At 46.4% G+C, this 19547-nt stretch carries 18 protein-coding genes and 2 other annotated features; of the genes, 12 read left to right on the top strand and 6 right to left on the bottom strand.

All coding sequences use genetic code 11. The annotated features are described in order from the left end of the window. Nucleotides 1-168: 168 nt before the first annotated feature. The 4 genes from ACDJ59_RS19415 to ACDJ59_RS19400 all read left to right on the top strand — a co-directional run bounded on the left by ACDJ59_RS19415 (nucleotide 169) and on the right by ACDJ59_RS19400 (nucleotide 4616). Nucleotides 169-1242, top strand: a complete 1074-nt coding sequence (locus ACDJ59_RS19415) for an AI-2E family transporter (protein ID WP_413405016.1) — start codon at nucleotides 169-171, stop codon at nucleotides 1240-1242. Between the two features lie 205 nt (nucleotides 1243-1447). Further along, on the top strand, nucleotides 1448-1843 hold the full coding sequence (locus ACDJ59_RS19410) for a GntR family transcriptional regulator (protein ID WP_413405014.1): 396 nt from the start codon (nucleotides 1448-1450) through the stop codon (nucleotides 1841-1843). 24 nt (nucleotides 1844-1867) lie between these two features. Continuing rightward, nucleotides 1868-2968, top strand: a complete 1101-nt coding sequence (locus ACDJ59_RS19405; protein WP_413405012.1) for a DUF1648 domain-containing protein — start codon at nucleotides 1868-1870, stop codon at nucleotides 2966-2968. A gap of 58 nt (nucleotides 2969-3026) precedes the next feature. Beyond that, nucleotides 3027-4616: a stalk domain-containing protein gene (locus ACDJ59_RS19400; RefSeq protein ID WP_413405010.1), complete on the top strand. Its 1590-nt coding sequence runs from the start codon at nucleotides 3027-3029 to the stop codon at nucleotides 4614-4616. Nucleotides 4617-4741: 125 nt separating this feature from the next. Here ACDJ59_RS19400 and ACDJ59_RS19395 read toward each other — a convergent pair whose 3' ends face one another. Continuing rightward, the gene (locus ACDJ59_RS19395) at nucleotides 4742-6100 is read right to left on the bottom strand and encodes a hemolysin family protein (protein ID WP_036668939.1); all 1359 of its coding nucleotides are present in this window, start codon (nucleotides 6098-6100) and stop codon (nucleotides 4742-4744) included. Between the two features lie 376 nt (nucleotides 6101-6476). Between ACDJ59_RS19395 and cls the strand changes: the two genes are divergently transcribed. Both cls and ACDJ59_RS19385 read left to right on the top strand, forming a co-directional pair. Then, nucleotides 6477-7916 (top strand): cardiolipin synthase, encoded by a 1440-nt coding sequence (gene cls / locus ACDJ59_RS19390; protein ID WP_413405007.1) that lies wholly within the window; start codon nucleotides 6477-6479, stop codon nucleotides 7914-7916. Between the two features lie 347 nt (nucleotides 7917-8263). Beyond that, complete coding sequence (locus ACDJ59_RS19385) at nucleotides 8264-9175, top strand: YitT family protein (RefSeq protein ID WP_036611290.1); 912 nt, start codon at nucleotides 8264-8266, stop codon at nucleotides 9173-9175. Nucleotides 9176-9230: 55 nt separating this feature from the next. On the opposite strand, the gene ligD is transcribed toward ACDJ59_RS19385, so the two are convergent. The 5 genes from ligD to ACDJ59_RS19360 form a co-directional block, all read right to left on the bottom strand. Next, a complete protein-coding gene (ligD, locus tag ACDJ59_RS19380) occupies nucleotides 9231-10121 on the bottom strand; it encodes a non-homologous end-joining DNA ligase (RefSeq protein ID WP_413405005.1) in 891 nt (296 codons plus the stop codon). Between the two features lie 71 nt (nucleotides 10122-10192). Beyond that, complete coding sequence (locus ACDJ59_RS19375) at nucleotides 10193-11143, bottom strand: RNA ligase family protein (RefSeq protein WP_413405003.1); 951 nt, start codon at nucleotides 11141-11143, stop codon at nucleotides 10193-10195. Nucleotides 11144-11197: 54 nt separating this feature from the next. Beyond that, nucleotides 11198-12295, bottom strand: coding sequence for a GerAB/ArcD/ProY family transporter (locus ACDJ59_RS19370; RefSeq protein WP_413405001.1), 1098 nt, complete (start codon nucleotides 12293-12295; stop codon nucleotides 11198-11200). A 177-nt stretch (nucleotides 12296-12472) separates the two neighbouring features. Then, a complete protein-coding gene (locus tag ACDJ59_RS19365; RefSeq protein WP_413404999.1) occupies nucleotides 12473-13342 on the bottom strand; it encodes a VOC family protein in 870 nt (289 codons plus the stop codon). Between the two features lie 318 nt (nucleotides 13343-13660). Further along, nucleotides 13661-14575 carry a Ku protein gene (locus ACDJ59_RS19360; protein ID WP_413404997.1) on the bottom strand — a complete coding sequence of 305 codons (915 nt, stop codon included), beginning with the start codon at nucleotides 14573-14575 and terminating at the stop codon, nucleotides 13661-13663. Between the two features lie 250 nt (nucleotides 14576-14825). On the opposite strand from ACDJ59_RS19360, the gene ACDJ59_RS19355 reads away from it, so the two are divergent. The 6 genes from ACDJ59_RS19355 (at nucleotide 14826) to tsaD (ending at nucleotide 18495) form a co-directional block, all read left to right on the top strand. Continuing rightward, nucleotides 14826-15122, top strand: coding sequence for a hypothetical protein (locus tag ACDJ59_RS19355; RefSeq protein ID WP_076209630.1), 297 nt, complete (start codon nucleotides 14826-14828; stop codon nucleotides 15120-15122). Nucleotides 15123-15126: 4 nt separating this feature from the next. Continuing rightward, entirely contained in the window at nucleotides 15127-15303 is a 177-nt protein-coding gene (locus ACDJ59_RS19350; RefSeq protein ID WP_026081228.1) for an H-type small acid-soluble spore protein, read from the top strand. Between the two features lie 267 nt (nucleotides 15304-15570). Next, nucleotides 15571-16053, top strand: a complete 483-nt coding sequence (gene tsaE, locus ACDJ59_RS19345; RefSeq protein ID WP_282319102.1) for a tRNA (adenosine(37)-N6)-threonylcarbamoyltransferase complex ATPase subunit type 1 TsaE — start codon at nucleotides 15571-15573, stop codon at nucleotides 16051-16053. Nucleotides 16054-16055: 2 nt separating this feature from the next. Beyond that, nucleotides 16056-16904: a tRNA (adenosine(37)-N6)-threonylcarbamoyltransferase complex dimerization subunit type 1 TsaB gene (gene tsaB / locus ACDJ59_RS19340; protein WP_413409859.1), complete on the top strand. Its 849-nt coding sequence runs from the start codon at nucleotides 16056-16058 to the stop codon at nucleotides 16902-16904. Between the two features lie 17 nt (nucleotides 16905-16921). After that, nucleotides 16922-17443 carry a ribosomal protein S18-alanine N-acetyltransferase gene (rimI, locus tag ACDJ59_RS19335; RefSeq protein ID WP_036668955.1) on the top strand — a complete coding sequence of 174 codons (522 nt, stop codon included), beginning with the start codon at nucleotides 16922-16924 and terminating at the stop codon, nucleotides 17441-17443. Next, the gene (tsaD, locus tag ACDJ59_RS19330) at nucleotides 17440-18495 is read left to right on the top strand and encodes a tRNA (adenosine(37)-N6)-threonylcarbamoyltransferase complex transferase subunit TsaD (RefSeq protein ID WP_017690086.1); all 1056 of its coding nucleotides are present in this window, start codon (nucleotides 17440-17442) and stop codon (nucleotides 18493-18495) included. Before rimI ends, tsaD begins: the two co-directional genes overlap by 4 nt. Nucleotides 18496-18586: 91 nt before the next feature. Continuing rightward, nucleotides 18587-18945 (top strand) — a binding site (T-box leader). A gap of 59 nt (nucleotides 18946-19004) precedes the next feature. Further along, nucleotides 19005-19343: a binding site (T-box leader), on the top strand. The last annotated feature ends 204 nt before the right edge of the window (nucleotides 19344-19547 follow it).

The raw sequence follows: 19547 nt of genomic DNA, 5'->3' as shown, positions 1-19547 counted from the left end.
CGCTCACGGGTACAAGATATAGACGAATAGGATCATTTCGATCTCTATCTTGCTGATTGGAAGACGCTCAGGGGATTTATGAAAAAAGCTCTCATATGTAAATGACTAGATATACATATGAACGCCGCAGTCACTTTGGCAGAGCAGCGCATGGAGGGATCACGTTTCTTGATAAATAACAAGTTCTACCGCATATGCACAGCGATTATTCTGCTGCTGCTCATCGTGTATCTGGGGGAAAAAGTGAACTTTATTTTCAGCCCCCTGACCTCACTGATTCACATCATCATCATTCCGCTGCTGATTGCTGGTTTCTTCTATTATCTGCTGCGCCCGCTTGTCGATTATATGGAAAGGCATAAGATCAAACGTGCATTGTCAGTTCTGATTATTTATGTCGTAATTGCATTAATACTTGCAGGTTTTAGTGTGCTTGTATGGCCTTCCCTGCGTGAACAATTGATGAATTTCGTGGAAAATGCTCCAGCGTTGGTTACTTCACTCAGCGATCAGTTGAATGCACTTGAAAAGAGCAATGTTGTATCCAGATACCTGCCTGATGATTCCAATCTATTCTCACGATTATCCGATGTTCTGAGCCAAGGGATAACTCAGGTAACCAATTATGTCTCCGGGTTATTCTCCGTGGTATCCAATCTGGTTATTATTCTGGCAACGTTCCCGATCATGTTGTATTACATGCTTAAGGAAGGCAGCAAGTTTGGAACGAATCTAACCTTATTGTTGCCAAGACATTATCGGAAGGATGGGGAAGAAACCGTCCATGAGATCGATGAAGCACTAAGCAACTATATTGTTGGCCGAGTTATTGTTAATGTAGCCCTGGGGATTCTGATGTACATCGGTTTTCTCATCTTAGGTTTGCCTTACGCTTTGCTGCTGACTGTTGTATCGATTATTCTGAACTTCATCCCTTATGTGGGTGCTTTGCTGGCAGCTATCCCGGTTGTCATTGTCGCGTTTATCGAATCACCTACGATGGCGATCTGGTCCCTGGTCATCATTGTAATCGCACAGCAAATTCAGGATAACCTGATCTCACCTTATGTCTATGGCAAACAGCTCGATATTCATCCACTGACTACCGTTATCTTGTTGCTGGTGGGTGCTGACCTGGGAAATATCTTGGGTATGATCATCGTTATTCCACTGTACATGATTCTAAAAATTATAGTTCGCAAAATCCATTATCGGATTGTTGAAGATAAGACTGAACTCTGAATGGAATTTGAAAATAACTTTGTCGTGTGCTCGACTAATGTTTGTTCTTGAATCACATCGATAAGCTCATCAGGATAAGCCGTATATCAATGGTGAAGGGTAAAGTAAGTTTGCCCTCGCCATTAATATGCGGTTTTTTTTTCATATATATTGCTCGCTCATGTTATACTTGATATATAACAGATAACAAAAAGAAGGTGAACCCTTGATTATTCAACTGGATATGCAATCCGAACTTCCCATCTATTCGCAACTTGTTTATCAAATTATTGAAGGTATTGCTAGTGGTGAGTTACAGCTAGGTGAGGCGTTACCTTCGGTTCGGAATTTGGCCGCAGATATCGGTGTTAACCTTCACACCGTCAACAAGGCTTATACACTACTCAAGCAAGATGGATACATTCTGGTTCATAGACAAAAGGGAGTTGTAGTGAACCCTGATGGAATGCCTGGTTTAACGGATGATTTTTTGAAAAGGCAGCAAAGAGAATTAAGACCGATTATTGCCGAAGCGATCTGTCGCGGAATGACCAAAGAAGAACTATCTGCGGTGTTAGACCAAATGTATGATGATGTAAAGATGGGTCACAACAAAGAATAATGGAATCAAGGGAGTGTGTTATGTATGCAGCTATTTAGTATATTACCTATCATTTTAATCTTTGCTCCATTAGCCTTACTTCTATCCTTTGCACCATATGTGACAAGGGAAACCATTAGCTTTGGGGTTACGGTAAGTCAATATAATTACTACACACCCATCTTACGTAAGCTAAGAAGTACGTTTGCTACAGTAAGTCTGATCGGAAACGGGATGATTATACTTGTCTGTCTGTATTTTCTCCGATCTGCTAATGAAGATTCTACCGCAATAATTACCGGTGTTAGCACAATGATATTTATTGTGTACTGGGCAGCGCTACACATCTTATTTCATTTCAAGATGAAAAAGATAAAAGGAACTCTTACAACTGTAGAAGCACCTCAAAGAGTTAAAATCGATACCACCTTCCGCCAAAATAAACTCACCTATTCGAACTATTGGTTTCTCATTCACATTGCTATTATTGCAGCCATTGCGATCATTTCGATCCTGAATTATAAATCACTACCTAACGTCATTCCAATAAAATATGATCTTCAGGGCCATGTCACTTCCGGTGTGCCTAAAACCTACCTCTCGGTACTGGCTATTAATTTTGTACAGCTAGGAATCATTGCACTTATGATGTTGGTTAACTGGAGTATTAAATCAAGCAAACAACAGCTTACTACGTCTAATCCGGGCCAATTTGCTGCTGAAAATATTCAATTCCGCCGTAAATGGTCCCTATTTACGCTTGTAACAGGCTTACTTCTTACCATCTTATTTGCCTTCATTCAGATCAATATGTTCGTCCCTAATCTGGTCTTGTTAACAGCTATTAGCTTCAGCATCCCTGTGCTGATCGTGTTAGGCGCTGTATGGCTGTCTCTCACAGGCAGACAAGGCGGCGGGAAAATTCGTAATCAACAAGAGGATCATGAACGATCCAAGGAGCAGCCAGTGAATGACGACGATCATTGGAAGCTTGGGTTTATTTACTTCAATGCCAATGATCCTTCTTTAACCATAGAAAAGCGTTATGGAATAGGCTGGACAATTAACTTCGCTCGTCCACTATCTTGGGTCCTGTTGTTATTCATCATTGCTATTGTTGTTATAAGCATAGTCCTGAGCCAATAAATGCTCATAATGCTATGCATATAATAGATGAAATTAATTATTAGGAGGAGTTATTACAATGAACAATTGGAAAAAGCTATTACTTTCTCTTACTTTCGTAGGTCTCATCCTTCCGGTAACATCCATCTCAGAAGCTGCTGAAAAATCCGCTGGTAGTGAAAATCTTGTTCCTATTCGTGAGATTGCAGAAAAGAATGGAGCAGAGGTATCTTGGCAACAAAAGACAGGACAAATCACAATACGAAAAAGTGAGCTTACGATTGTAGTTAAGGTTGGAGAGAAACAGGCGATGGTGAATGGGCAAGCCATATCCTTAGACAATCCTGTTCAGTTAACGAAAGGAACTACCTATATGGATGGGGCATTTCTTTCCGAGACGCTGAATGCAGCACCTGAGGATATATTCATTTCCCTTATTAGTGAGGGCGATGGCAAGGAGGCTGCCAAGTATGTTCATACCTCTGTGAGTGGAGTGTTGTCACCCACGTTGTTGAGTCAGCTGTGGGGAGCTTTAGAAGGACAAAATGGCAAAATTACAAGTGAAGCCATAGCTAAGCATGTAGAAAATAATACAGTGCATCGCAATGTTACCTATACGTTCAAAACAGAGCTAACTCGTTTAAATATTACAGTCAGAATGAATCATAACGGACTTGTGGATGATTTGCATATTGCCGCCGCTACGCCAGATGTGTATCAAAAACCAAGCTACGATGACCCATCTGCCTATACAGAACAAGACATTACGGTTGGTCAGGGTGATTTAGCTTTGCCAGGGACATTAACTTTGCCCAAGGGAGAGGGACCTTTCCCGGTTGTCATTCTGGTACACGGATCTGGGCCTAGCAATCAAGATGCTGCCATTGGTGGTGCAAAGCCGTTTCGCGATCTTGCGGTAGGTTTAGCTTCACAAGGAGTTGCTGTATTAAGATACGATAAGGTTACGTATGAGCATACCTATAAGGTGGCTTCACAGCCTAAATTCACATTAAAACAAGAGAGCGTAGATCAGGTAAACGATGCAGTGGAATTGCTTAAAAAGAATGCACATATTGATTCTACAGCGATTTTTGTAGCTGGACATAGTCAAGGCGGGTTTGCAATGCCGTTAATCATTGCTGAGGATAAACAACATGATATTGCAGGAAGTATTCTACTTGCTGCACCCAGTAGTAGCTTTGTGGATGTGCTTACCGAGCAGCAGGACGAATTGGTAGAGCGGATGAATCAGCTTGGTTTAGACACGGATGTCATTCAAGGGCAAGCTGATTTTTATAAAAATGTGGCTGCTATGGTTAAAGATCCAAAATATTCTGTAGATCATCTTCCTGAGGCGTTTCCACTTCAACCTGCTTATTGGTGGTTTGAGCAGAGAGATTATGTGCCTGCGGAACTGGCTAAAACACAAAATACACCTATGCTTGTTATACAAGGCGAAAACGATGTGCAAGTGTCTATGAATCAATTCCAAACCTGGAAATCGTCTCTCCAAGGTCATTCCAATGTAACGTACAATAGCTATCCAAAGGTAAATCATCTTTTATCCAGCTATGATGGACTTTCGATCGGTCAAGAGTACGCTGAGCCATCTAATGTCTCCAAAGCCATTATCGACGATATTGCGAAGTGGGTATTAAAATCAAACTAAAAACGGGAGTTCCATTCTTGGGTTGAATGATAACTTGGAGAAGTGACGGATAGGGCGAGATATAATAAGAAGAGGAGCACTTACCAAAATAGGCAAGTGCTCCTCTTCTTATTAATAAATTTGCTTTATTTAGACCAATTGGACTCTTTCTCGTCTTCATCGGTATAATCAGACATGGTCAGTGGTTCCTTGGGAACAACGGCCACTTTGTAGAACCGATTCTTGTCTTTTTCCAGCAAAACAAAGATTAGATTCTCGAACTCATATTCTTCCTGTTCGTTCATCTCGGGACGATGGCTATAGAGCCATCCACCAATGGTGTCCCACTCATCTGCATCCAGGCTGGACATAAACATGTCGTTCACCTTCGATAAGGAAACCTTGCCATCCATAATGACATAGTTCTCATTAATGACTTGAATATCTTCCACTTCGTCTGCGTCGAACTCGTCGCGAATCTCACCAACAATCTGCTCAAGTACATCCTCGATGGTTACAATTCCGGAAGTTCCTCCATATTCGTCGACAAGTACGGCGATATGTACGCCATCCTTCTGCATTTTCTTGAGCAAGTCCTTCACAGGAGTTGTTTCGTGAACAGCCGATACAGGCTGAATCAGGGAGGATAGATCAACAGGTTCATCGTTTCCGTAAAGTTCCAGGAAGAATTGTTTCGTATTAATGATACCGATGATATCGTCTTTACTCTCATTCACTACTGGAAAACGTGTATATTGTTCTTCACGAATGATCTCCAGGTTTTCCTCGTTTGTTCTATTCACATAAAGGCAGACCATATCGGTCCGGGGTACCATGATTTCTTTGGCTAACATCTCATCAAAAGCAAAGATCCGGCTTACGTAACCGAACTCGGCTTGGTTGATTTTACCACTTTCAAAGCTTTCATTAATGATGATCTGCAACTCTTCTTCGGAGTGTGCATCTTCATGTTCAGAAGCAGGTTTGATTCCGAACAGTTTCACCAGTTGGTTCGCTGAGCCGTTTAACAGCCAGATAAAAGGATACATAATTCGGTTAAACCAGATGATAGGTGTAGACGTTAGCAGTGCAACAGTCTCGGCTTTCCGGATTGCAATCGTTTTTGGAGCGAGTTCACCAACCACAACATGCAGATACGTGATGGAAGCAAACGCAATTACAAATGATAAGAATGAAGAAACCGCCTCAGGAATTTGCAAGCTTTCAAACACAGGGTGGAGAATCTTCTCTACCGTTGGTTCACCCAGCCAGCCCAGTCCCAGAGATGTGATCGTGATTCCAAGCTGGCAGGCAGACAAATATCCGTCCAGATTGGCAACGGCTTGTTTAACAGCCAGCGCACGCTTGTTTCCTTCTGCAATCATTTGATCGATCCGGCTCGGACGAACCCGTACCAGAGCGAATTCCACTGCGACAAAAAACGCCGAAAGTCCTATCAAAAAAGCAACCAATACTAAATTTAACGCATACCTCTCACTTTCCATTCACTGCTCTTCTCCTTTAGGTAATAAGTTTTTAACGATTATTATATCTAATTTTACGTAAGAAGACCACCTCCAGACAAAGAAATGAGGAAGAGTCTGGAAGGTGAAATGAGCAGATTGGCGTCACAATGCGAATCTGCTCCATCATTAAACTGATATGTAGAAGGTAACACAGTCAGAATATACAATGAACGAAGTACAAATTTGAATTTCCAGAATCAAGTATTCCGTCTGCTTATGTAAAGTTTTATCTAAGCAAACGTTACGAATAGGGGGTACATTGGGTATCTATGATTAGCTGTATACATAATCGTCAAAGATGTGTAGGTGAGAGAAAGGCAAGGCCATGAAGCTTGCCACTTGAGGAGGAAGCCGAATGTTCTGGCTGGTCATTATATTACTCGTATTTATTTTCCAGGCAGCCACAATTCTTTTGCTGGAATTTCGTAATCCGGCTAAAGCTGTGGCTTGGCTGTTTATTTTGTTCTGCGTGCCTTTGATCGGTTTTGTGGTGTACTATTTCGTGGCGCAGGACTATAACAAACGAAAAAAACTCCGCAAGGGTGGATCGCGCATCTTCCGTGAAATGAAGGAAACGATCTGGGAACAAGCCCACGTCATTGGAGATGTCGAACAGATGCCTGGCGATCGTTTCAGCCACCAGCATCGATTGTTTAACCTGTTATCCCATCTGTCGGAGAGCCCGATTACAGGTTGTAACCACAGTACGGTGCTCACAAATGGTGAAGAGGCGTTTGCGGCAATGCTGAGGGAAATGGAAAAAGCAAAGCACCATCTGCATGTGGAATTTTACATTTTCCGTGATGATGTCATCAGCACCAAGTTTCAGGATGTCATGATTCGCAAGGCACAGGAGGGCGTGAAGGTTCGGTTTATCTGCGACGGTCTCGGCAGTCACAAGATGAGCTGGAGTTTTATCCGCAAACTGCAAGATGCAGGTGTGGAGTTTCATTATTTTCTACCGCCACTGATTGCAACGATTGACCGAAGAGTGAACTACCGGAATCACCGTAAAATTGTTGTTGTGGATGGACAGGTTGGCTTCGTGGGTGGCATCAATGTAGGCGATGATTATCTTGGACAATATCCAGAGGTGGGTTTCTGGCGGGATACACATGTGCAGATCGAGGGAGATGCCGTGTACTTCCTGCAAAGTACGTTCCTGAACGACTGGAAATTAGCTTCCGGTGAGCGAATTACCGAACCCCAGCTTGTGGAATTGTTTCCACCTCATATCTGTAGCGGGGAAGAGCGAATTCAGATTCTGGCTAGTGGGCCGGATCAGGACTGGGATGCCATTCAGGAAATGTGTTTTGGGGCCATTTCGGTAGCCTGTGACCGGATTTACATTACAACACCCTATTTTATTCCTGATCCTGCCCTGTATGAGGCACTCAAAACAGCTGCTGTCAGTGGAGTTGATGTGAAAATTATCATTCCGTATCAATCCGATTCAAAGCTCGTGCATCTGGCGTCACTTTCATATGTGGAGGAACTGTTGCGAGCAGGTGTGCAGTTCTTCCAATATCGTAAAGGTTTTGTACATGCCAAAGTGATGATTGTGGATGAGTTGCTCGCTACAGTTGGAACAGCCAACATGGATATGCGCAGTTTTTTCTGCAATTTCGAGTTGACGGCTGTCCTGTTCGAGTCCTCTGCGATTCGTCGTTTGATCACTGACTTTGAACGTGATCTCGGGGAATGCAGTCAGATCGATGTGAAGGTATTTCAGAAGCGTTCACGATGGCAAAAAGGCGCAGAAATGCTTTCTCGGATGCTTTCTCCGCTTCTTTAGCCGATTTAGGGCAGATTTCTGAAGATAAGTTCACTTTTTGTGAATTTATCTTCTTTTTGCTAAGTATTTTGCGCAAATTTGATCTTTTATGATATAATAGATATATAAATCATGTCTTGGCGAAGGAGGGGAGTCTGCGGGAAACAGGCTCCCTTTTGCTCTCTTTTGAAAGTGCAAACCGGGATGAATAACATTTTGAATCCATTTTATATCGCCTTTAGATGCTTGCGCTGTATAGCCAGGGTACATATAGAACGCAGTTTGCTGTTCTCCGTATGTAGATTCACCCTGAGTATTTAAATGATTTATAAAATGGATTCACACACTGATTTAACGGGGGGGATACCATGTCCAATGTAACGGTGAAAGAACTAACAGCCAAGCAAGCTGACCGCGGGGTCAAAAGCTCGGTGTTTACATTAAAGCTGCTGCAACGTATTGTGATGATTCTGATCGGTGCTGCACTAATGGCTGTATCGCTTGAAGTGTTTCTCGTACCGAATGGTGTTATTGATGGTGGGATTACGGGGATTTCAATTATGGTGTCAGAACTTACAAATCTGCCACTCGGAGTATTCCTGACCTTGCTCAACTTGCCTTTCCTGATTCTGGGTTACAAGCAGATTGGTAAAACATTTGCATTATCCACGCTGCTGGGGATCGTGGTCATGTCCATCGGGACATCATTATTGCACCATGTTCCTGCCTTAACACCGGGGGAGCCTTTGCTCGGAGCTGTATTTGGCGGATTGATCCTGGGTGTGGGTGTTGGACTTGTCATTCGGTCTGGCGGTTCACTGGATGGTACGGAGATTGTAGCTATCTTACTTAGTGAGAAGTCACCGTTGTCTGTAGGACAGATTGTATTGTTCATTAACGTGTTTATTTTCGCAGGTGCAGGATTTGTATTCGGCTGGCCGAATGCCCTGTATTCCATGATTGCATATTATATTGCGATGAAGATGATTGATATTGTGAATGAAGGACTTGACCAGTCCAAATCGGTATGGATCATTAGTGAGAAATATCGTGATATCGGTTCAGCCCTGACAGACCGGCTTGGTCGTGGTGTAACTTTTCTGGATGGAGAGGGCGGATTCAGCGGGGACGAGAAAAAGATCATTTTTGTCGTGATTACCCGTTTGGAAGAAGCGAAGCTGAAGACCATCGTTGAAGATTGGGACCCGCAAGCCTTTGTGGCTATCGGTAACATTCATGACGTGAAGGGCGGACGTTTCAAGAAAAAAGGTATCCATTAGCGATTGATATATACATGAATGATAATAGCCGACACCCTTGTGATGAGGGAGTCGGCTATTTTTTTTTCAAATGTTTGAGAATGAGCTCCACCGGTTGGGGTTCAACAGCTGCGATTAAATCACCGGTTTTGTTCAAGCGTTCAATAATGTTCATCAGATGGTAATCCTGGATGGAGACGTTGCTTCTAACCTCATCCCAGGTAAGGGGTGTGGAGACAGTGGCGCCGGATTTGGCACGTGGTGTATAGGGAGCGGCAAGGGTCTTGCCTCCATAATGCTGGAGATAGTCAAAATAAATGCGGTCTCCACGGTCCTTTTTGAGTCGTTCCAGTGTGAACAGATCCGGGTGCTTTTGAGTGACATATTTGCCTACAAAATAACCGATCTCTCTCAATTCATCAAAGGTTACCCCCTGCACAATGGGAACGATGATTTGAACTCCTGTTGCGCCCGAAGTTTTGGGAATGGACCTCAGACCAAGGGAAGTCAGGGTTTCGCCAACGATGAGTGCAGCTTGCATAATCCGGGGTTCATGTTCCTGAGAGGGGTCCAGATCAATCATCCATTCACTGGGCAGATGGCTTCCCACAGTATGCAGAGAAGGATGAAATTCAAGTGCGGCCAGATTGCCAAGCCATAACAATTCGGGAAGTCCATTCATGACCACATAGCGGATGCCGTCGTGAACTTCAGTGTGCACATAATCTGGTACAGGCTCAGGGGCATTCTTTTGATAGAAAAATGTTCCTCCAGCGCCGTGGGGATATCTTATCGTGGTGAGAAGTCGATTGCTCGTATACGTGAGCAGATAAGGAGCCAGAGCGGCCAGCTTTTGCAGATAGATGGCTTTGGTGACACCCGCATCAGGCCACAACAGCTTGTCCGGGTTCGTGACCGTCAGCTCTGTGCCTTCTATTATGATGGTTCCCTGGATCTTGGGGGCCATATGGAACACCTCCTATATGCTTAATGAATTATTTAAACATGGGCCGAAACACGAGTGAAGCGAACTCTTCATCATGGAAGAAGCTGGTTCGCCAGACAATCCTCACGGGTTACATCCGCGAAGGTCTGAATACTGGGATGGCGTAGAGTTTTATGATGAGTAAGCTCCATATATTGCACTTTAACTCCTATTCGTGGTTCCACCCAGGTGGTCTCCGCACTGCGCTCGGGTACATTATGGAATGGTCTGTCCTGCTTGATCAGAGGCTCGACTTGATGTGTGAGTTCCCGCCACGTATTGGAGTTCAGCTTGCCAGTCCCGACATGACCAATATAGACAAAGTTTGGCCCATCATATACACCAACCGCGACGGCATTCACAATACCGCTCCGGTACGTGACTCCCCCGATCATGGCATATACATCATGCATGATTTTGACCTTCTGCCAGCGCTGGTCCTTGCCCTGTATGCCATAACTGCTGGTGAGATCCTTGCAGACGATGCCTTCCATCTGATGTTGTCTCATGACCGTAAGCAGGGAAGCGGCATCAAGTGTATTGGTGACCTCCTGAACATGGGGAGCGGTGTTAAGAACCTCATGCAACAGGCGCTGTCGATCTGCCAAAGGCCGATCCGTCACCCATTTTCCCTCATAGAACAGAATATCAAATACCATATATGTGACCGGAATCTGATGTATGGCTTGCGCGATACCTTCGGGTCTGCTCATCCGATCCCGCCGCAGAACGTGATAAAACGAAGGTTTTCCGGTGTCCGGGTCCAGCGCAATAACTTCTCCATCCAAGATATAGGAGGAGCCTGAACATAAATTGCGTGGTGTTACCAACTCGGGATACTGTGCGGTTCGATCATGTAATCTGCGATTCACCAGGCGCAGCTCATGCCCGTCCTCATAGGCAAGCATGCGGACTCCATCCCACTTGACCTGGGCAATCCATTGCGGTCCTGTGGGCAAAGTATCCCTGGAGATGGGTTCGAACGGAATCAACGGTTTGAACATGGGGGAACTCCTTCCTCGACCTAACCAATTAGCGCAGGTTAATTCGGAATTTAGTTATATTTTTTGAAAGCGGGACTTCATATGATGCACCAAAATGAGCAGTAACGGAAGTGCTATGCCACAGGTCAGATCCCAATCAATCCAATAGGGAATAACGACCTTGAGATAAAAGTTCTCGTTTGGAGAGATTAGAATAGACATGGCGAGAATAAGCATGGCACCCGGCAGGATCAGAGAACGGTGACTGGACAAGCGAAACAGGTGAGCGACGCCCAGGACAAAACCGTAGAAGAACAGAGCGGCTTTGAAGAAAACAGCAATAATCCAGACCGATGCTATGAAAGCTTCGATGCGTTGCAAAAAGTTTCCGATATTGATCTTCTGTGAAAGGTTAAATGAAGCGAACCAGTGATGCTGGGTCATCCATGGTCCCATAACGAGCAGACACATACTTAGCGTCAGTGTGAGTAACAATCCGCCAATCATCCCTGCTAACAGGATGTCCTTCTCCAGATGGGGCTCATTTTTTGTGTAGGGAAAAAGCATCATGAAGATGCATAGCTCACAGTAGGGATATGTGAGTACAGCAACAAAACCTTTGAATGGATCGAGAAATCCTTGTGCCAGCACAGGTTGGATGTTGGCCAAACGTACATGGGGGATTAGACACACCGTCAGAATAAGCAGAAACAACACGATCAGAGGAAGAAAGACCTCAGCAGTTTTACCAATGCTCTCCAGACCCGACAGAAGCCCCCAGACAAGCGCACACATAAAAACCAAATGCAGAATCAGTAATGGAGATTCCGGCAAGATCTGGGTAGACATAAAATCGCCAATCTCCCTAATGAACGTTGAGGTACTGATCAGGAAATAAAAGAGATAAAAAGAACCAAACAAGGTCCCGATCCAGGGTCCCAGTGTTCGAAGGGCATTTTGAATCAGATTCAACCGGGGATGCAGTTTGTAGGCAATTAGCATAATGAAGAGTATTCCCAGGCCCCCTGCGACTCCCAATAAGGCTGATAACCAGGCATCCTGATGAGCGTAGGATGTGATCATGGAAGGGAAGACCAGAATCTGCTCCCCAATTGTACACAGGAACAGGAGTGAAGCGAGCTGTCTAACAGTCAAACGTCCCTTTTCGATCATGAGGTATCTCCTTAACATATCTTGTCTATGTATTGGTTAGAATGCACCAATTGTGCCAGTTTTATAAAAGCCAACTCAAAAAGCCCGTGCAGCCGATCTCTCTGTGATGTAGAGAAATCAGTTACCCGGGCTTAATAAAATGAGGTTAAGCAAACATAGTGTAACGCCTAAACAAAATCAGTTCGCAGTTGTCAGACGTATACGAATATTTTGTGGGTCTACCGTAAACCAGGTACCTTCCACTTGTGTAACGACTGCACCGGATTGACGCAATTGTTCAAGTGCCTGATCCAATTGTTCCTGTGTGGCGTACACAATGGTGAAGTAGTCAATTCCTGTAGCGTTATCTGGATTAACAGGTGCGTTCACTCCCGCCCAGATATTAAGTCCCAGATGATGATGATAACCGCCTGCGGATACAAATAGTGCTGACATGTTAGCGAAGTTACCCACGATATCAAAACCGAGTATGCCGGTGTAATAGTTGCGTGCTTCTTCCAGGCTGCGGACGTGGAAATGTACATGACCAATAACGGTGCCAGTAGGCAGACCCTGCCAAGGTTCATTCTCCGAGATGGCAAACAGGCTTTCCACATCAACAGGATCACTTGCCATCACGTAGTTATTGTCGCTATCCCGTTTCCAGGTATCACGTGCACGGTCGGCATAGATCTCAATCCCGTTCTGATCGGGATCGGAGATATAGAAGGCTTCGCTGACCAAGTGATCACCTTGGCCGATATCGATACCGGATGCAGCCAGATTACGAAGAGCAAGACCCAGGGACTTGCGGTCAGGCAGCAGGATGGCGAAATGATACAAGCCAGCGTGTGAGCGTTCCGGCAGGGTAATTCCATCCGTGAGCTCTTCCAATCGCAGCAGGGACTGTTTTCCGTCGGCTGTCAACGTGGCCACTTTGCCACTAAGCTCCAGTAATTTTAATCCAACCACTTCGGTATAGAACTCAATTGAACGGTCTAGGTTCATAATTCGCAGACTCACTTCACCCAGATGGGTTGTGGCAGGGATTTGATACGTTGTATTCATGATTGTTTCCTCCTGTTAATAGATAATATGGGTTCTCGTTTGATTGTGTATATGCGTTGAAAACGGATTATTTAATTGCATACTGTTGAAGTAGAATTACAGGGTGACTGTATATTCATAAATAAGTTACTTTTCATAAGTTAATATAAAATATAAATCAGCTTTCGTCAATCGTATTTTGCAATTATAACTGGAGTTTTATTGACTAGAACTGCTTCAATAGTTCTGTAAAACAAAAAAATCCGACTGTGAAGCCGGATCGGAGTAAACCTCATTACATGAGTTATATACATGGAATCGTTCTTGCCTGGGCGACAGTCAAACTTTTGGTTTGGGTGTCGCCTTTTTTCTTTTGGCTGGTGCAGCAGGTGTATCGGATTCGCCTCCGGCAACCGCTTGAGCGGGCGTTTTTCGCGGTGCACGTTTTTTAGGCTTAGCCGTTGTTGTCCCAGGGTCAGCCGGAATAGGCTTCACGGCCTCGATACTTGCCTGCAAGGCTGCCATCAAATCCATCACATTGGCTTCAGGTTTGGCTGGAGCAATCTTGATTTCTTCACCCGCCACTTTGTGCTGGATAAGATCCAGCAGTTTGCTGCGATAGTCATCGGTGTATTTACCAGGTTCAAAAGGTGTGGACAATTGATCAATCAGCAGCTTTGCCATCGTGAGTTCCTTTTCATTCACGTTCTGCACTTCCGGCAAGTTGGGCACCTGGGAGACAGGACGAATCTCGTCCGGATAGAAAATCGTCTCCATGGAGAGGCAATCTTCCAGCACGCGTATGGCAGCCAGGCTGCTCTTCGAGCGAATGGAGATTTTGGCGATGCCAATTTTGCCGGTATCCCGCATGGCGTTCATCAAGAGCTGGTAGGCATTTCCACCAGCCTGATCGGGCGATAGGTAATATGTTTTCTGGAAATAGATCGGATCAATCTCAGTCAAGTCGACAAAATCCAGTATGGTAATGGTTTTGTTGGTGGAATCATTTAACGCTTCCAATTCATCTTTCTCGAAGAGTACAAACTTTCCTTTTTCATATTCATAACCTTTGGTGATCTCTTCCCACTTCACGTCCACTTCACAGGAGGGACATTGACGAACATAAGCGAGCGGGCTGCCGCAGACTTTATGGATATAGCGCATGGAGATGTCTTTGTCTTCGGTAGCCGAGAACATTTTGACAGGGACATGCACAAGGCCAAAACTGATTGCACCTTTCCAGACGGTATGCATAGATCGGCTCCTTTCAAAAGGTTGTTCAAAAATTCCATCTTCTCGGTACTGAAAACCGGACTTTTTGAACACGGATTTATATTTAATAGTATGGGCATCTGGTGCGAGGGATAATCGTCTTGTAGCCGAACGAATTCGTATGGTTCGGCGAGACTCGGGGATGATAACAGAAACATGTTTGGATTCCGACAGGAAGCTGAGCATGGGATAGGTAGTTATTCTCGCAGCACATATGCCGGGAGGTGTAATATTGAAGAACAGACGTGATGAGGAAGAAGCACACAAGCATGCATTTTCTCCGTATCCTCTTGCCAAAGCCGAAAGTGCTGAAGAGTTCTATACACCTGCTACAGCTGTAAACTGGGAAGCGGTCACTTCGGAAGAATTGCCCCTTGATCGGGAGTCGTTCATGCTCGACATTGACCGGATGGTGAATGAAGGGTTAGGCGGGGGACAGGTTACGGAAGATAACGGTTATATTGGTGAAAGTACAACAGATAGCATGGTTCGAGAGTCACATGATGATCCGGAAGGGGAGTATGAATAAGATGATGGATGCAAAGCGCGCCAAAGCGATCTATGATTCGAAGGATACCATTGCCGTTACGCTGGAGGGAGATCCAGTCTGGATCGAGAATGTGGATGAAGCCAATGGCATGGCAACCGTTCAGGTTGGCAGCAGGCCGGGAAATACCCAGACGGTTCGTGTGGATCGCTTGGAGGAGTAGATACAAGTAGCATATCGTTATTGAGGCATTCGAGAATGAATAAAAGCTGAAATATATGTATAACACGGCCGGTACCGAGAGGTGCCGGTTTTTTGGTTTTTCCTAATAGGTGTCTGAAACTTCGAAGGAAGCGAGTTTTGAGACATGTCTAATAATGCACGTTATATTTCCGCTCGCCTCCTTGGATGTTGCGGGGGAAGAAAGGGACCGATATAATAAGGTTCAAAGTGAACTCAGGCGGCTGGACCGCCAAAGGTGGGGCGAATATTGAATCAGACGCACGAGCAGTGGGTGTATCAATCCCATGGCATTGCAGATACAGAAGCACTCGCTTCCGCACTCGCCAGTCAGGCAAACGCCGGCATGGTGATTGCTTTGGATGGTGATCTGGGCGCGGGAAAAACGGCATTTTCACAGAAATTTGCCTGGCATTTGGGTGTACGTGATGTGGTAAGCAGTCCCACATTCACGCTAATTAAGGAGTACGAAGGGCGTTTGCCTTTATATCACATGGATGTATATCGCATATCGCTGGAAGAAGCGGATGAGCTTGGACTTGATGAATATTTCTATGGAGCCGGAGTCAGTCTGGTGGAGTGGTCGAGTATCATTCCCGAATTGCTGCCGCAGGAGCATTTGCATGTGCAGATTGAAACAACGGGCCTGGAGGATCGAACGATTACACTGGATGGGTACGGCGAGACTTATGCAGCCATGTGCCGACAGTTCAGACAGAATGGGGTCAAATGATGATGGAAGATTTACAAAAAGAGCCGCGTCAGCGGTTTTTGGCGTTGGATACATCGACCGCAGTGATGGCAGCTGCGATGATGGAAGATCATGCGCTTCTGGAAGAACGCAATGAAGGGGCTGAGCGTAACCATTCGGTACACGTCGTACCGGTGATGGAGCAGCTGCTGGCCGCTAGCAACACACAGCCTGGGCAACTTGACGGCATTGCCGTTGGCGTTGGCCCAGGCTCGTACACGGGCATCCGCATTGCGGTGACCGCGGCGAAGACACTGGCCTGGGCGTGGGACATCCCCGTAGCCGGGGTGTCCAGCCTTCAGGCCATCGCCTGGGGCGGCTGGCACAGCGGCCTCGCCGCCAAGGCAGAAGCTGCGGCAGAGGATGCCGCAGCAGGGGCTGGCGGAACGCCATCCGCGGACCAGGGCAGCACAGGAGCTGCCCCTGTCCATTGGATCGTTCCGCTTGTAGATGCACGGCGCGGTCAAGCGTGCACCGCGCTGTTTGCCTCCGCCGGGAGCGATGCGCCCCGGCGTCTGGCGCCTGATGCCATCCGCAAGATGGACGGATGGCTGGAAGCCCTCGCCGCCCGCATGGCGGAGGCGGCGCCGGAAGAGCGGCCCGTAGCCGTCTGGATCGTCGGCGAGACGGGCCCTCATGCTGCGGCAGCGGCGGAGCTTCGCTGCCCCGCAGGAACGGCGCTCCAGCTCGTACCTTATGAGCTGGAAGGCCGCTGGGTTGGGCGCCTTGGCGCCGCCGCGCTGCTTGCAGGTCAGCGTGATGACGTGCATGCGCTGGTGCCGAACTACACCCAGCTGTCTGAAGCGGAAGCCAATCTGCTGCGCAAAGGCTGAAGGGGGAGGGGAAGCAGATGGACAATGTGGCGAATAATAAGCAGGAAGCAACGCTTCAGTTCAGGTTCATGACACTCGCGGATATTCCCGATGTGATGGAGATTGAACATGAGGCCTTTACCCTGCCCTGGACGGAAGAAGCATTTCAAAATGAATTGACACACAATCATTTTGCTAAATATATGGTGATGGAATTAGAAGGAAAAGCCATCGGCTATGCAGGTATGTGGACAATCATGGATGAAGCCCATATTACCAATATTGCAGTCAGAGGCGCGTATCGTGGACGCAAGCTTGGCGAAAAGTTACTGGATGAATTAATGAGCACAGCGGCTTATCTCGGGATGGAACGAATGACGCTGGAGGTCAGAGTCTCGAACAGCATTGCTCAGCGTTTATATCAGAAAAAAGGGTTTGAATCGGCGGGTCTTCGTAAAGGGTATTACTCCGATAATGGGGAAGATGCGATGATTATGTGGGCGAACTTGCCGTCTGCAGGCCGGAGCGGCGAAGAGGAAGGAAGCGTACTGGATTCATGAACGAACTCAATGAAAAAATAAATTCTGCACCATCCTATATTTTGGCGGTGGAGACAAGCTGTGATGAAACATCGGTAGCAGTAGTCAAAGATGGACGGGAAGTGCTGTCTAATCTGATCTCAAGTCAGATCGAGACGCATAAGGCATTTGGTGGTGTTGTACCTGAAGTGGCTTCACGCAAACACGTTGAAGTCATTACGTTGATGCTGGAACAGGCGATCGAACAGTCCGGCATTCGTCCACGTGATCTAAGTGCAATTGCCGTAACACAGGGGCCTGGGCTGGTCGGAGCACTGCTGGTGGGTATCGTTGCGGCCAAAACGATGGCGATGGCACTGGGCAAACCGCTCATTGGTACACATCATATTGCGGGGCATATCTATGCCAACCGACTTACTCATGAACTGCAATATCCGGCTATGGCACTGGTCGTATCTGGTGGACATACAGAACTCGTGCATATGGAATCCGAGGGTAAGTTCAAACTGATTGGTCGTACACGTGATGATGCTGTAGGCGAAGCGTATGACAAAGTAGCACGTGCATTGGGTTGTCCTTATCCGGGTGGCCCGCATGTGGACCGAATGGCATCTGAAGCGGAGGATGTAGTGCCATTACCACGGGTATGGCTGGAAGCAGGTTCGTACGATTTCAGTCTCAGTGGTCTGAAGTCTGCTGTACTGAATGTGCTCAACCAGGCCAAAATGCGCGGAGAAACCTTGGAGCCGTCTGCGGTTGCACGTGGTTTCCAGGAAGCTGTTGTTGAAGTACTGGTGGAGAAAGCGGTTAGAGCAGTTCGTGAATATGGTTCACGTCAACTGTTATTATGCGGTGGTGTTGCAGCTAACCGGGGGTTACGCTCGGCATTACAGGAGCGATGCACGAAGGAAGGGCTTGAACTGTTAATCCCGCCAATGGAATATTGTACGGATAATGCGGCCATGATAGGAGCAGCTGCGTATCTGAAATGGCAGCGGGGAGAAATTGCTGAATTTGATGCGAAGGCAGATCCGGGACTTTCTCTGGAGGAATGGTCCGTTCAGTCCGTATAGGCAAGCAGTTTGAGATTAAGAGTTGACAGCAGGGATGTAAAGAATGTATATTTAGTTACAAATTTAAACAGGAATTCAGATTCCTGAACTGGTAAACGCGATGAACAGGAATAGTAAGGTCATTCCCGGTCTTAGAGAGCTGCGGTATGGTGCAACGCAGTCGAAGGAAACCTGAAACTCACCTGGAAGCGGAACGATGGAACACGGTGACTCCCTGGGAGAATCCGAAGGCCGATCATGGCCCAAAGTACATGGTTACGGGTTGCCTCCGTGAATGGGCCGTTGTCGGTAGAACCGTTGTTACAAGGATCAACTGACGATAACTGAGGGGGCTTTCAAGCTGCTTCAAGTGATCCGGATATGCGAAAGCATTCAGGGGTTGTCTTGAATGAACAGGAAGGAAGTCAACAAGAGTGGTACCGCGAAGGTGAACAGCCTGTCGTCTCTTGCATTATTGCATGAGGTGGCAGGCTTTTTTGATTTTCAAAATAATGAAGTTAGGTCATATTATAAATGTGATGAACGGGAGCAGTAGAATGATAAAGCGCTCAGAGAGCTGCGGGGTGGTGCGACGCAGTGGCTGGAATCATTCGAATCTCGCCCGGGAACGGAGTTGTGGAAGCGTGGGGACGATATCAATCGCCCAGTTGTCCTGATGGACAACAACATGTGTTACACAGCAACGGTTAACCCCCGTTATAGGGTGTTTCTCCGAATGCGAGTAGTGTCGTGCGTGCACGCACATCCAGCGGATTTCGGAGACGACGAGGTGGATGGAGTCCGGCGCAAGCCTGGCCCATCAAGCGAGAGTGGTACCGCGGAGGGGATAATAACCCGCCGTCTCTTATATGAGATGGCGGGTTATTTGTGTTTGCTGCCGGCAGCAGGGTGGGCATGGGAAGAACCATATGGGGATTAAAAAATCAGAAGGTCAGGGTGTAAGTCGACGTACACTCTGTCATGAAGGTAAGCAGGATATACAACGAACGAGTAACGGACATTGAACAACAAGTATAGGCACGAAACATTCAACAGGTATTACTGATCACCAA

Source organism: Paenibacillus amylolyticus, assembly GCF_047302515.1.
Taxonomy (GTDB): Bacteria; Bacillota; Bacilli; order Paenibacillales; family Paenibacillaceae; genus Paenibacillus; species Paenibacillus amylolyticus_G.
This window is presented reverse-complemented; position numbering and strand designations above follow the sequence as displayed.

Coding starts and splice junctions, on each gene's coding strand:
- ACDJ59_RS19405 (WP_413405012.1), top strand. CDS start 1,868: ATGCAGCTATTTAGTATATTACCTATCATTTTAATCTTTGCTCCATTA.
- ACDJ59_RS19400 (WP_413405010.1), top strand. CDS start 3,027: ATGAACAATTGGAAAAAGCTATTACTTTCTCTTACTTTCGTAGGTCTC.
- ACDJ59_RS19395 (WP_036668939.1), bottom strand. CDS start 6,100: ATGGAAAGTGAGAGGTATGCGTTAAATTTAGTATTGGTTGCTTTTTTG.
- cls (WP_413405007.1), top strand. CDS start 6,477: ATGTTCTGGCTGGTCATTATATTACTCGTATTTATTTTCCAGGCAGCC.
- ACDJ59_RS19385 (WP_036611290.1), top strand. CDS start 8,264: ATGTCCAATGTAACGGTGAAAGAACTAACAGCCAAGCAAGCTGACCGC.
- ligD (WP_413405005.1), bottom strand. CDS start 10,121: ATGGCCCCCAAGATCCAGGGAACCATCATAATAGAAGGCACAGAGCTG.
- ACDJ59_RS19375 (WP_413405003.1), bottom strand. CDS start 11,143: ATGTTCAAACCGTTGATTCCGTTCGAACCCATCTCCAGGGATACTTTG.
- ACDJ59_RS19370 (WP_413405001.1), bottom strand. CDS start 12,295: ATGATCGAAAAGGGACGTTTGACTGTTAGACAGCTCGCTTCACTCCTG.
- ACDJ59_RS19365 (WP_413404999.1), bottom strand. CDS start 13,342: ATGAATACAACGTATCAAATCCCTGCCACAACCCATCTGGGTGAAGTG.
- ACDJ59_RS19360 (WP_413404997.1), bottom strand. CDS start 14,575: ATGCATACCGTCTGGAAAGGTGCAATCAGTTTTGGCCTTGTGCATGTC.
- ACDJ59_RS19350 (WP_026081228.1), top strand. CDS start 15,127: ATGGATGCAAAGCGCGCCAAAGCGATCTATGATTCGAAGGATACCATT.
- tsaB (WP_413409859.1), top strand. CDS start 16,056: ATGGAAGATTTACAAAAAGAGCCGCGTCAGCGGTTTTTGGCGTTGGAT.
- rimI (WP_036668955.1), top strand. CDS start 16,922: ATGGACAATGTGGCGAATAATAAGCAGGAAGCAACGCTTCAGTTCAGG.
- tsaD (WP_017690086.1), top strand. CDS start 17,440: ATGAACGAACTCAATGAAAAAATAAATTCTGCACCATCCTATATTTTG.